At 69.4% G+C, this 11,644-nt stretch carries 12 protein-coding genes; 5 read left to right on the top strand and 7 right to left on the bottom strand.

All coding sequences use genetic code 11. From position 1 onward, the window contains the following. Positions 1–5: 5 nt before the first annotated feature. Positions 6–509: a CAP domain-containing protein gene (locus ACFZ8E_RS21140; RefSeq protein WP_147726398.1), complete on the bottom strand. Its 504-nt coding sequence runs from the start codon at positions 507–509 to the stop codon at positions 6–8. Positions 510–633: 124 nt separating this feature from the next. Next, positions 634–849, bottom strand: coding sequence for a hypothetical protein (locus ACFZ8E_RS21135; RefSeq protein ID WP_147726397.1), 216 nt, complete (start codon positions 847–849; stop codon positions 634–636). A gap of 275 nt (positions 850–1,124) precedes the next feature. Between ACFZ8E_RS21135 and ACFZ8E_RS21130 the strand changes: the two genes are divergently transcribed. Both ACFZ8E_RS21130 and ACFZ8E_RS21125 read left to right on the top strand, forming a co-directional pair. Next, positions 1,125–2,183 carry a helix-turn-helix domain-containing protein gene (locus ACFZ8E_RS21130; RefSeq protein WP_405043711.1) on the top strand — a complete coding sequence of 353 codons (1,059 nt, stop codon included), beginning with the start codon at positions 1,125–1,127 and terminating at the stop codon, positions 2,181–2,183. An 85-nt stretch (positions 2,184–2,268) separates the two neighbouring features. Further along, positions 2,269–3,519, top strand: a complete 1,251-nt coding sequence (locus ACFZ8E_RS21125; RefSeq protein ID WP_405043710.1) for an MFS transporter — start codon at positions 2,269–2,271, stop codon at positions 3,517–3,519. Here ACFZ8E_RS21125 and ACFZ8E_RS21120 read toward each other — a convergent pair whose 3' ends face one another. From ACFZ8E_RS21120 to ACFZ8E_RS21110, 3 genes are all read right to left on the bottom strand, one after another. Beyond that, entirely contained in the window at positions 3,520–4,572 is a 1,053-nt protein-coding gene (locus ACFZ8E_RS21120) for an HD-GYP domain-containing protein (protein WP_405043709.1), read from the bottom strand. Positions 4,573–4,756: 184 nt separating this feature from the next. After that, complete coding sequence (locus ACFZ8E_RS21115; RefSeq protein WP_187274712.1) at positions 4,757–4,906, bottom strand: hypothetical protein; 150 nt, start codon at positions 4,904–4,906, stop codon at positions 4,757–4,759. Positions 4,907–5,065: 159 nt separating this feature from the next. Next, positions 5,066–5,758: a GntR family transcriptional regulator gene (locus ACFZ8E_RS21110; RefSeq protein WP_147726394.1), complete on the bottom strand. Its 693-nt coding sequence runs from the start codon at positions 5,756–5,758 to the stop codon at positions 5,066–5,068. A 656-nt stretch (positions 5,759–6,414) separates the two neighbouring features. On the opposite strand from ACFZ8E_RS21110, the gene oxlT reads away from it, so the two are divergent. Both oxlT and ACFZ8E_RS21100 read left to right on the top strand, forming a co-directional pair. After that, positions 6,415–7,680 (top strand): oxalate/formate MFS antiporter, encoded by a 1,266-nt coding sequence (gene oxlT / locus ACFZ8E_RS21105; protein ID WP_246689643.1) that lies wholly within the window; start codon positions 6,415–6,417, stop codon positions 7,678–7,680. Between the two features lie 104 nt (positions 7,681–7,784). Further along, complete coding sequence (locus ACFZ8E_RS21100) at positions 7,785–8,435, top strand: class II aldolase/adducin family protein (RefSeq protein ID WP_405043708.1); 651 nt, start codon at positions 7,785–7,787, stop codon at positions 8,433–8,435. A gap of 53 nt (positions 8,436–8,488) precedes the next feature. On the opposite strand, the gene ACFZ8E_RS21095 is transcribed toward ACFZ8E_RS21100, so the two are convergent. After that, positions 8,489–9,421 (bottom strand): methionyl-tRNA formyltransferase, encoded by a 933-nt coding sequence (locus tag ACFZ8E_RS21095; protein ID WP_147726391.1) that lies wholly within the window; start codon positions 9,419–9,421, stop codon positions 8,489–8,491. Between the two features lie 190 nt (positions 9,422–9,611). Beyond that, complete coding sequence (gene frc / locus ACFZ8E_RS21090) at positions 9,612–10,889, bottom strand: formyl-CoA transferase (RefSeq protein WP_405043707.1); 1,278 nt, start codon at positions 10,887–10,889, stop codon at positions 9,612–9,614. 550 nt (positions 10,890–11,439) lie between these two features. On the opposite strand from frc, the gene ACFZ8E_RS21085 reads away from it, so the two are divergent. Then, positions 11,440–11,634: a hypothetical protein gene (locus ACFZ8E_RS21085; RefSeq protein WP_405043706.1), complete on the top strand. Its 195-nt coding sequence runs from the start codon at positions 11,440–11,442 to the stop codon at positions 11,632–11,634. Positions 11,635–11,644 lie beyond the last annotated feature (10 nt).

Here is an 11,644-nt window from a genome sequence, read left to right as displayed (position 1 = left end):
CGGCCTCAGCCGCCGGCCATCACGAGCGCCCAGAAGCGCTTATAGCGGGTGCCGGGCGCGTCGACGCGGGCGATGCCGATCCGGCGGATCTGCGGGATCAGCATGTTCTTGTTGTGCTCGGGCGAGGCCTTCCAGCGGGCCAGCACCTGATCGAAGGTCTCGGAGCCGGCACTGAGGTTCTCGGCCGACCAGGTGCGGCCGAGCCCGGCCGACGCCATCCGCGACGTGAAGCTGCCGCCGGCCTCGTGGCTGAGCTGGCCGGTGCGGGCGTTGTTGCCGGCCTGGAACGCCGCCGCCGTGACCAGCCCCGCGTCGACCGTCACCGGTCCGAGCCCGTGCTGCGCCCGGTAGCGCGAGATCGCGGCGGCGGCAGCGGTCTCATCGAGGATCACGGGGCTCACCGGGCCGGGACTCTCGAGGATCGTCGGCGTCCCGCAGGCGGAGAGCGCGAGGGCGAGGAGGCCCAGGCCGGCGAAGGCGTTGCGGTGGCGGCTGGCGCGGTGGGTCATCGGAAAAGGGTTCGCTGGCGGGACGGGCCGTCGCCTTGGCCCGGCCGATGCGGCGAAACCGGGGCGCGCGGACGCCCGCACGACGCAAGGGCGGACGCCTGTGCCCGCGACGCCACGCCCAGCCTCAGATCCGTGTGCCGGGATCGCGCAGCGGCGCCCCGCAGCGCCAGCCGGTGATCCGGTATTCCGGGTGCTCGCCGACCCAGCGGGCGAGCTGCGGTTGCGCGACGTGCTGGCAGGCGCGCGGCGTGGCGACGTCGAGCGGCATGCGGCGCGCCTCGCAGGTCTCGGGAGCGCTCGCCATGCACGCGGTGAAGTACAGAAAGAACACGCCGGTCATCGCGATCCTCCGAGAGCCGCTGCCCTACGGCGCGCGGCGACGACGCTAGCACCGTGGCGGTGGCCGTCGATGCGCCGATCCAACGCACCCCGGGGCTCAGCCGGCGTGGAGTCCCGCAGGCCGGCGCCGGCGCGACGCGGGCGGCTCGGCACCTTGCCGGCCCGTGACGGACGCGATCACCCGGTATTCGGCGCTGTCGATCGGGGACGATCGATCCTCGTTCCCGCATGGCCGCGGCTCGGCCGCAGCTTGCATGCGCCTTCGCACGATGAATAATGAACAGGGAGTCGGCCCGCGCGTCGAACGTCATCGCCGGCCGAACCGTGACGCTGCAATCCTTCACCTTCGCTGCGCAGGAGCCTGACGCCCCCGACGGGTTCGGCGCCTATCACGATCTCTATGCCCACGGCTCCAACGTGGCCTTGGCGGGCGAGCGGTTCTACGCCCGCTTCCAGGCCCATCGCTTCCCGCGCATGGTGGTGTTCGATCGGTTCCTGCACGGCTTGGTGCACAGCCGCGACGCGACGCGGGTGCGCCGCGACGGCTTCGATCACGTCAACCTCCATCTCCTGCTCGCCGGCACGCTGTGGGGCGGTGTGCCCGGCGACGAGGGGCGGGTCGCGCCGGGCGAGATCCTGCTGTTCGATACGACGCGACCGCAATCGAGCCGGGCCGAGCACGCGCACGTCGTCACCATCGCGCTCGCGCGCGATCAGGTCGAGGGTCCGCTGCGCGCGTTCCGTGCCTTCCATGGCGCGGTGCTTCCGGAAGCATCCGCCGGATTGCTCGCGGACCTGATGGTCTCGCTCGCGCGCAGGGGTGCCGCGGTCGACCCGCAGGCCGCGGCCGGGGCGGGGCGTGCGCTCGCGATGCTGCTGGCGGGGGCGCTGGGCGACCGGTCGGTCGCCGGCCTCGACGCGGACATGGACGAGCAGTCGATGCGTCTCAGGCGCGAGCGCGCCGAGGCCTTCATCGCCGCGCGCCTGTCGGACCCGGCCCTCGACGCCGAGACGATCGCGCGCGGGATCGGCGTCTCCCGCAGCATCCTGTATCGCTCGTTCTCGGGCGAAGGCGGCGTCGCGAACGTCCTGCGGCTTCGGCGGCTCGAGAGCCTGCGCGCCTGCCTGAGGCGGCCGACCGAGACCCGCTCGATCGCGGCCCTGGCCTTCGCCTGCGGCTTCGGCAGCGAAAGTCATTGCAACCGCGCGTTTCACGCGGCATTCGGGCAACCGCCGGGCCAGTTCCGTGCCGACCTGCAGCGGGCGCGCGCCTCCCGGGCGAGGATCGCCGAAGACCGGTCGCAGCTCGCCGCGTGGCTTTGTGAACTCTACTGATCCGGGCGTCCCGCACAGATCCGTCCGTTCGCCCGCCCCCTTGCCGACCGCGGATCGCAGCGCAGGACGTTCGGGCCGGCCGCTGATGCTGCTCCTGGCCTCGACGCAGCTCTTCGCCTTCAGCGACCGCTTCCTGATCACGGTCATCGCCACGCCGCTCAAGCACGACCTGATGCTGAGCGACGCCGAGATCGGACTGCTCCAGGGCTCTGCCTTCGCGCTGCTCTACGCAGGGGCGCTGCCGGGGTTCGGCGCGATCGCCGATCGCGGGCACCGGCGGATGGTGCTGCTGGCATCCCTCCTCACCTGGACGATCGCGACGATCGCCTGCGGGCTGTCCGGTTCCTTCGCCGCGCTGTTCGCGAGCCGCGTGCTCCTCGGGCTCGGGCAGTCGGGGATCACCCCGGCGGCCCTGTCCCTCCTGGCGGTCAGGATCGAGCGCGCGCAGCTCGGGCGCGGCATCTCGCTCCTGACCGCCGGCGGGACGCTCGGGCGAAGTCTCGCCTTCCTCGTCGGCGGCGCGACCCTCGGCTGGCTCTCGGGACGCGCCGGGATCGCGATCCCCGGGTTCGGCACGCTGGCACCCTGGCAGGCCCTGTTCGTGCTGGCGGCCCTGCCGAACCTCGTGCTGTTGGCCCTCATCTGGCGCATCGCCGAACCTTCGCAGCCGGCCGTGCCGGTCGCCCGCCCGAAATGGTCGCGCGTCGTCGGATGGATGATCCGCCGTCGCGGCGCCTACCTGCCGCATGCCGCGGCGGCGACCGCCGCGATCCTGATGGGCCAGACGCTGACGGCTTGGGCGCCGACCTTCTACGTGCGCACCCACGGCGTCACGCCGGCCGAGAGCGGCCTGGTCCTCGGTCTCGTGGTTCTGGTCACCGCACCGATCGGGCACGTCGTCGGCGGGATCGTGCTCGACCGGGTCCGGCGCACCAATCCGCGGGCCGCGCCGCTGATGCTGGGCCTCGGCCTCCTCTTCGCGCTCCCCGCCACCGCGACGATGGCTCTGGCGCCGGGCCTCGGGCCGTCCCTGGCGGGGTTCGCCGCCCTCGTCGTCGCCCTCGGCTTCTGCAGCCCCCCGGGGTTGGCCGGCATCCAGTTCCTGACGCCGGTCGCGTTGCGGGGCCGGGTCAGCGGCGTGTTCATCGCCTTCGTGACCCTCGTGGCTCTGGGCGCAGGGCCGGCGCTGCTCGGCCTCCTGAACGACCGGGTGTTCGGCACCGACGGGATCGGGCGGGCGTTCGTCGCGCTGTACGCGGTGGTCGGAGGCCTCGGCGTCGTCTTCGCCCTGATGGCGGCGCGGCGGGATTCCGGCCGGCGGCGCCGGCGGGCCTGATCAGGCGGCGGCCATCGCCCGGCCGAGCGCCACGGGCGCGAAGGCCCGCATCAGCGCGCCGTCGAGATGGCCCTTCATCCTGTCCATCGTCGCCAGCGCCTCGGGCGCCGCGATCGGATCGCGGTAGGTCCTGCGCTCGGTCAGGGCCGAGAACACGTCGCAGATCGCGACGATGCGCACGAGATCGGTGATCGCGCTGTCCTGCAGGCCGGCCGGATAACCGGTGCCGTCCATCTTCTCGTGATGGTGGCGCACCACCTCGACGATCTCCGGCTCGAAACCACCCTGCGCGACCAGCAGCCCGGCGCCGATCTCCGGGTGCCGCCGCATCAGGCGCATCTCCTCCGGCGTCAGGCGGCCGGGCTTGTTCAGGATCTCGACCGGGATGCGCGCCTTGCCGATGTCGTGCAGCAGCGCGGCCTTGGTGAGGCGATGCTGGTCGGCACGCGACAGGCCGACCAGCGCGCCGAACGCCGCGGCGTAGCCGGCCACGCCGAGCGTATGCTGGTAGACGCCGGCATCGTGCCGCCAGACGGTGGCGAGCCAGTCGCCGATCCCGGCCTCGGACACCGCCGCGAGGACGAGGTCTGTGCCGCGGTCGATCTCGGCCTGCTGGAACCCGGCTCCGAGCGCCGCCGAATCGAAGATCTCCGTGACGATCCCGGTGGCGGTCGCGCTGCGCGCCTCGAGACGCCGCGTCCGGTTCGCCCCGACCTCGATCATCGCGAAGACGCCGGCGAGGATCGTCTCGCGCGCGGCCGTCGCGGGCAGGCTTCTCACGATCGGCGAGGAAGAGGGACGCTGCGGGCCGCCGCGGCGCAGCACCAGCGTCGGGATCCAAGGAGTCTCGGCGAGGATGGCGTCGGCGATCGGCGGTGCGAGATCGAGCACCACCAGGGCGGGGCGTCCGCCGGCGAGCGGCCAGGCGGCCGCCGTGCGGCACGGCATCACCAGATCGATCCCGCGCGCCAGCGGACGCCGCAGGTCGGCATGATCGGTGATCAGGAGGACGAAGGCGTCCTCCGCGGCCGGGAACTGGGCGCCCTGAGCCAATGCCGGAAATCCTCGGTTGTCGTCGTCAACGCTTCGTTGACGATAAACCGAACTTCGTGAGTGAACCGTTTCCGGATATTTCGGCGACGCCACGCTAATGCCCGATTCGGCGTCGGCGTTCACCTCGTCCGTGAGCGGGCAGAGTGCGCAGGTCGCCGGCGCACGGGATGCGCCCGTCGTCGATTCAGGCGACCGTCGCGCCGTGGACGTCGGCGTCGATCGCGCGGGCGCCGCGCGCCTCGGCGCCGTCGGTGAGGAAATCGGCGAGCTTCACGACGAGCAGCACCTGCACGCTGGCGAGGGCGGCGAAGACGGCGAGGAACGAGGTCAGCATGGCGGGATCCGGTTGCGTGTTGCGACGCAATAGATCTCATGCTGCGCTGCATTCTGGTATACCAAACGCCACATGCCAAATATGCGAATCACGCATGCGCTCGGGCTCGGCCGATATGTTCCGCCGATCCGGCTCGGAGCCTCCGAACGATCCCTGAGGTCAGTCGAGATAGGCGCCGTAGGCGTCGACGTGGTCGGCGAGGCCGATGCCGTGGTCGCGAACCAGCCGCTCGGCGAGCTCGACGTCGCGCGCTTCCAGCGCGTCGATGATCGCGACGTGCTCGCGAATCGACTTCTCCGCCCGGTCGCCCTGGCGCAGGGCGGTGTTGCGGATGCCGCGCACGTGCATCAGCAGGTTGCTCGACAGCTCCGAGATCATCGCGCATTGCCCGAGCGAGATGATCTTCTGATGGAAGCGGATGTTGGCGTCGGAGTACTCGTCGATGTGCTCGGCCGGGCGGCCGTCGTAGAATTCGGGGAAGGCCTCGCGCAGCGAGCGCAGCTCGGCGTCCGAGGCGCGGGTGCAGGCGAGCCGGGCGGCCATGCTCTCGAGCGCCGCCCAGGCATGGATCATCCCGACGATCTCTTTCTTGGTCTTCTTGATCACGAACACGCCGCGCCGGGCCTCGGAGCGGACGAAGCCCTCCTGCTCCAGCACCGTCAGCGCCTCGCGCACCGGCGTCCGGCTGACGCCCAGATCCTGCGACAGCTTGCGCTCGTCGAGACGGACCTCGTCCGGGCGCCCGTAGATGTCCATGTTGGTGATGAACGTCTTCAACGCCTCGTAGGCCAAGGTCCGCAGGCTCGAACTGACCACGATCGGCTTGATGCTGAGCGACTCGGAGTTCGACATGCCGTACCCGTCGGTCCGCGTTCTTCGGTTTGTGTTCGACGCGCGACCGACCGCCGAAGTAACCCAAACCTCGGCGCCAGCCTAGATGGCACCCGTGCGCTCCACACAGGCACCGCTCGGCGCGTCGTGGGCGGGACCAAGGCGGCTCGGCGTCAGGATCGTCAAAGCACCGCCCGACCGCGTGCACGTCCGATCCTTCTCGGTAATCCCGGCGAAATTTATGTATTTTTATTCCACTCTCGTTGACAGGTTCCGCGCGGATGACGCACGATATTTCTGGCATACCGTAGACCAGAGATTGGCCGGCTGAGGCGCTGACTTTTTCTTGTTGCGGTGCCAAAAGTTTTTCCGAGATGAGCCGTGCAATTGAAGCTGCATCGGAGGCCGGAACGCGGCATCAGGATCATGCCGACATTGCGGTTCGCGCGTGAACGACGGTGTTCGCGCGACGACATCGAGGATTGAAGGGCGTCGGCGTTCCATGGCGCGCCGTCTGACGGCCGGCTCGGACGCCGGCCGCCACACGACGACGCTGCGGTCAACGCAGACGACACGCCACGTGCCGGACAACCGGCCTTACGCGAGACCTCTGGGAGGATGACATGATGCACGAAGAACGGCCGGCGATCGGACGGGTGTCCGACGGATATCGATGGATGCAGCTCGCGCTGGGCGTGATCTGCATGGTGATGATCGCGAACCTCCAGTACGGCTGGACGTTCTTCGTGCCCGACATCCAGAAGAAGTTCGGCTTCGACCGCGCCGCCATCCAGTGGGCGTTCACGCTGTTCGTGCTGTTCGAGACCTGGCTGGTGCCGGTCGAGGGCTGGTTCGTCGACAAGTACGGCCCGCGCGTGGTCGTGCTGTTCGGCGGCCTGCTCTGCGGGATCGGCTGGGTGATCAACTCCTACGCCACCTCGCTCAACATGTTCTATCTCGGCCAGGTCATCGCCGGCATCGGCGCGGGCGCGGTCTACGGCACCTGCGTCGGCAGCGCGCTCAAGTGGTTCCCAGACAAGCGGGGCCTGGCCGCGGGCATCACCGCCGCGGGCTTCGGCGCCGGCTCGGCCTTCACCGTGGCGCCGATCCAGTGGATGATCGCCGAGAACGGTTTCCAGGCCGCCTTCCTGTGGTTCGGTCTCGGCCAGGGCCTCGTCGTCTGCCTGCTGGCGTTCTTCCTGGTCTCGCCGAAGAAGGGTCAGGTGCCGGAGGCCGCCGTGAACGCCAACGTGATCCAGACCCGGCGCAACTACGCGCCCGGCGAAGTCGCGAGGCAACCGATCTTCTGGCTGATGTACTTCATGTTCGTCATCGTCGGCGCCGGCGGCCTGATGATCACCGCCAACCTGAAGCCGATCGCCGCCGACATCGGCGTCGACAAGATCCCGGTGACGATCCTCGGCGTGACCATGGTGGCGATCACCTTCGCCGCGACCATCGACCGGGTGCTCAACGGGCTGACGCGGCCGTTCTTCGGCTGGGTCTCGGACAAGATCGGCCGCGAGAACACGATGTTCATCGCCTTCGCAATGGAAGGGTTCGGCATCTACATGCTCTACCTCTGGGGCCACGATCCGCTGTGGTTCGTGCTGCTCTCGGGCTTCGTGTTCTTCGCCTGGGGCGAGATCTACTCGCTCTTCCCCTCGACCTGCACCGACACCTTCGGCTCGAAGTTCGCGGCGACCAATGCCGGCCTGCTCTATACCGCCAAGGGCACGGCGGCCCTGCTGGTGCCGGCGGCGAACTACCTGCAGCAGAGCTCCGGCAGCTGGGACGGCGTGTTCCTGATGGCCGCCGGCGCCAACATCCTGGCCTCGATCCTCGCGATCGCGGTGCTGAAGCCCTGGCGCAAGCGCGTGGTCGCCAACGCGATGCTAGCCGCGCCCGAGACCACCACCACCCGCGGGGTCGTGGCCGCCTGAGGGCGCCACCCCACCGACAGGTCCGAACGCGACGAGGCCCGGCACCGTCTTTACGGTGCCGGGCCTTCGCGCATATCGGGGGGAGGGGAACCGGAGGATTGCGGATGGACGCCGACGAGACCAGGGCGCGGGCGTCGGTGGTGGAGGCCGCGCGCGGCCTCGATGCGCAGGGCCTCAACCGCGGAACCTCGGGCAACGTCTCGCTGCGCTGGCGCAACGGCCTGCTGATCACGCCGTCGGGCATCCCGAGCGGGCGGATGGCCCCGGAGGACGTGGTCTTCCTCCGCATGGACGGCAGCTTCGACCATCCCCTGAGCCCGTCCTCGGAATGGCGCTTCCATCGCGACATCCTGCAGTACAAGCCGGCGGTGAACGCGGTGGTGCACGCGCATCCCGACCACGGCACCGCCTTCGCCATGTGCCGCCAGACGATCCCGGCGGTGCATTACATGATCGCTGCCGTGGGCGGTCCGACGATCCGCTGCTCGGGCTACGCCACCTTCGGCACCGAGGAGCTCTCACGCCTAGCGCTCGAAGCGCTGGAGGACCGCAACGGCTGCCTGCTCGCCAACCACGGCATGATCGCCACCGGCCCCGACCTCGCCAAGGCGTTGTGGCTCGCGGTCGAGATCGAGACCCTTTGTCGGCAATACGCGATCGCGCTGCAGGTCGGCACGCCGGTGGTGCTGCCCGACGACGAGATCGCGCGCAACATCGAGAAGTTCAGGAGCTACGGGCCTCGGCCGACGGCCTGACGCGATCGACGCGTCGGCCGATCGCCAGCGCGCTCGGGTCCTCGTTCCGAGGCTCAGCCGCCCAGGATCGTGCCGACGCTCACGCCGCCGCCTTGCGCGAACTCCACCGCCGAGACCTTTTTGCCGCCCTCGGGCTTCACCTTGAAGATCTCGATCTGGCCGCCCTGCGCGGTGACGCGGATCGAGTCGTCGCCGATCGCGATCACCTCGCCGACCTTGCCCTTCACGCCGCCGAGCGTCCGCACCGGGTGCAGGCGGGCATCGAAGATCTGCAGCTTGGCGCCGTTCACCGTGGTCCAGGCGCCGGGCGCGGGGTTGGCGGCGCGGATCAGGTCGTAGATCTGGTTGGCGTGGGCGCCCCAGTTGATCGCCGCCTCGCGGGCGCGGAACCAGCCCTCGTAGCTCGCGGCATCCTCGTCCTGGTCGATCTCGATGTGCCGTCCGGCGACGACGAGGTCGGCCGCCTCCAGCATCGCCGCGACGCCCATCGGGAAAAGGCTGTTGAAGTAGACGTCGCCGAGGGTGTCGTCGGCGCCGATGTCGCAGGTCTTCTGCAGGAGGATCGGGCCCTCGTCGAGGCCGTCGGTCGGGCGGAAGATCGTCAGCCCGGTCTTCGTGTCGCCCTTCGCGATCGGCCAGTTGATCGAGGACGGCCCGCGATACCGCGGCAGCAGCGAGGGATGGTACTGGATCGTGCCGTGCTTCGGGATGGTGACGAAGTCCTGCGGCGCGAACTGCAGCACGTAGGCCATGACGCCAATCTCCGCGTCGAGCCCGCGCATCGCGGCCTCCGCCTCGGCGCTCTTCAGGCTCGGGAACTGGAACACCTGCAGCCCCTGCTCGAGCGCCGCGGTCTTGAGCACGTCGGGCTTAGCGCCCTCCTTCTCGGGCGCGCAGAACACGCCGGCCACCGTGTCGCCGCGCTTCAGGAAGGCCTCCAGCACCGCCTTGCCGAAATCCTGCTGACCGATGAAGGCGATGCGCATGGGATCCTCGTCGTTTCGGTGGGATGGTCCGCCTCGACCCGTTCGTCCAGGAGGATGCCGGATGCACGGGCGACCTCGGCCGCCCCGGGATGCTCGCCGTCATCCCGGGCTCTGCGACGCAGCCCCGGGGATGACGGGCGGAGGCGGGTTGGCCCGCTTCCGCCGCGATGGTCGGATGCGATCCGCGGGCCTACTCCGCCGCGATCTTCTCGATCCGGCCGACGGCGCCCGAATGGGCGATCTCATCGACCTCGGCATCGGTGTACTTGAGGACGCTGCGCAGAATCTCGTCGGTGTGCTCGCCCAGCAGCGGCGAGCGCGTCACCTCGCTCGGGCTCGCCGACAGCTTGATCGGGTTTCCGACGGTCAGGTAGGTGCCGCGCGTCGGGTGCTCGACCTCGACGATCGTGCCGGTCTTGCGCAGCGACTCGTCGGCGGCGATCTCCTTCATCGACAGGATCGGGCCGCAGGGGATGTCGTACTCGTTGAGGATGTCCATCGCCTCGAACTTGTCGTGCTTCATCGTCCAGGCTTCGATGCGCGTGAAGATCTCGTTCAGGTGGGGCAGCCGCGCCTTGGGCGTGGCGTAGTCCGGATCGGTCTTCCAGCCCGGCTCTCCGATGATGTCGCAGATCGGCGCCCAGACCGCGGCCTGGGTGATGAAGTACAGGTACGCGTTGGGATCGTGCTCCCAGCCCTTGCACTTGAGGATGCGGCCGGGCTGGCCGCCGCCGGAATCGTTGCCGGCGCGCGGGGTCGAGTCGCCGAACGGGATGCCCTCGCCGAACTGGCTGTACTCGGTGAGCGGGCCGTGATCGAGGCGCTGCTGGTCGCGCAGCTTGACCCGGCACAGGTTGAGCACGCTGTCCTGCATCGCGCAGTCGACCTTCTGCCCGAGCCCGGTGACGGTGCGGTGGAACAGGGCGGTGACGATGCCCAGCGCGAGATGCAGGCCGGTGCCGGAATCGCCGATCTGGGCGCCGGTCACCATCGGGATGCCGTCGCGGAAGCCGGTGGTGGAGGCCGAGCCGCCGGCGCATTGCGCGACGTTCTCGTAGACCTTGCATTCCTCGTAGCGGCCCGGCCCGAAGCCCTTGACCGAGGCGAGGATCATGCGCGGGTTGGCCTCGTGGATCTTCTCCCAGGTCAGGCCCATGCGGGCGAGCGCGCCGGGGGCGAAGTTCTCGACGAGCACGTCGCACTCCTTCACCAGGCGCCAGAGCACCTCCTTGCCCTTCGGCGTCTTCGAATCGAGCGTGATCGAGCGCTTGTTGTGGTTCAGCATGGTGAAATACAGGCTGTCCACGTCGGGCAGGTCCTGGAGCTGGGCGCGGGTCGCGTCGCCGGCGCCGGGACGCTCGACCTTGATCACGTCGGCGCCAAACCACGCGAGCAGCTGCGTGCAGGTCGGGCCGGACTGGACGTGGGTGAAGTCCAGGATTTTGACGCCTTCCAGGGCCTTGCTCATGGTCTGTCTCTGATCTTCTCGAGTCCGGTGGATCGGGATGCCGGCGATGCCGCCCGGCTTCGAAGGTGTCGCGCCGCGATCCCGTCAGGCCTCATGCCTGGCGGGTGCGCTCGCGCATCGTCAAGTCAATAAAAGTCCGGTGCCGGCCAAGCCCGGCTTGCCGCAGGGTCACGCATGCGCCGACCCGGTGCGGGGCGTCCGAGCGCGCAGGTCCGGCCGCGGCTGCCCGAAGGCCCTCATCACGCCCGAGGGGCATTGCGACGCTCCATCCCTGTTGCCTTGCTCGACGTCGGCCTTGTCGACCGTTGCCGGCAAGATGACCGAAGATGGAATGGCATGCAATATGCCAAACGAAGGCGTCGGTTGCCCCGATTTCCGCTATGCTGGGCCCACCGATCGGGCGAGCCGACCAAATTTACGATCCGCCTCGACTTGTGCAACTGCGAGATGTCGATCCTGAAACCGATCGAATTCCGCGTTCGCGCGGGCCGATTGTTGTTGTCGGCGCAGGCGGCGCAGGGCATCTTGCGTCGTTCGACGGATCGACACGATGAATGTTCCCGCCGCCTTGGCGATCCAATCGCTCCCGTTCGCTTGGCTGGCGCTGTCGAAGCGCCGGGGCAACGGGGATGCGTTCGCGATCCTCTACCTCGTCGGCCTCGGCCTCGTGTTGTCGATGATCGTATGGCTGGGCGACCAGGCGGCCTTCGATCAGGCGATCTCGGCCGCCGGCGAGCTCGATTGATCTGGCGGCC

It is taken from the genome of Methylobacterium sp. HMF5984 (genome assembly GCF_045033435.1).
GTDB lineage: Bacteria > Pseudomonadota > Alphaproteobacteria > Rhizobiales > Beijerinckiaceae > Methylobacterium.
The sequence above is the reverse complement of the archived record's forward strand: the minus strand, read 5'-3'. Positions and strand labels throughout refer to the sequence as shown.

Bases quoted from the DNA above. Each gene is read 5' to 3' on its own strand.
- ACFZ8E_RS21140 (WP_147726398.1), bottom strand. From the start codon at position 509: ATGACCCACCGCGCCAGCCGCCACCGCAACGCCTTCGCCGGCCTGGGC.
- ACFZ8E_RS21095 (WP_147726391.1), bottom strand. From the start codon at position 9,421: ATGCGCATCGCCTTCATCGGTCAGCAGGATTTCGGCAAGGCGGTGCTG.
- ACFZ8E_RS21085 (WP_405043706.1), top strand. From the start codon at position 11,440: ATGAATGTTCCCGCCGCCTTGGCGATCCAATCGCTCCCGTTCGCTTGG.
- ACFZ8E_RS21135 (WP_147726397.1), bottom strand. From the start codon at position 849: ATGACCGGCGTGTTCTTTCTGTACTTCACCGCGTGCATGGCGAGCGCT.
- ACFZ8E_RS21100 (WP_405043708.1), top strand. From the start codon at position 7,785: ATGGACGCCGACGAGACCAGGGCGCGGGCGTCGGTGGTGGAGGCCGCG.
- ACFZ8E_RS21125 (WP_405043710.1), top strand. From the start codon at position 2,269: ATGCTGCTCCTGGCCTCGACGCAGCTCTTCGCCTTCAGCGACCGCTTC.
- frc (WP_405043707.1), bottom strand. From the start codon at position 10,889: ATGAGCAAGGCCCTGGAAGGCGTCAAAATCCTGGACTTCACCCACGTC.
- oxlT (WP_246689643.1), top strand. From the start codon at position 6,415: ATGCAGCTCGCGCTGGGCGTGATCTGCATGGTGATGATCGCGAACCTC.
- ACFZ8E_RS21115 (WP_187274712.1), bottom strand. From the start codon at position 4,906: ATGCTGACCTCGTTCCTCGCCGTCTTCGCCGCCCTCGCCAGCGTGCAG.
- ACFZ8E_RS21110 (WP_147726394.1), bottom strand. From the start codon at position 5,758: ATGTCGAACTCCGAGTCGCTCAGCATCAAGCCGATCGTGGTCAGTTCG.
- ACFZ8E_RS21130 (WP_405043711.1), top strand. From the start codon at position 1,125: ATGAACAGGGAGTCGGCCCGCGCGTCGAACGTCATCGCCGGCCGAACC.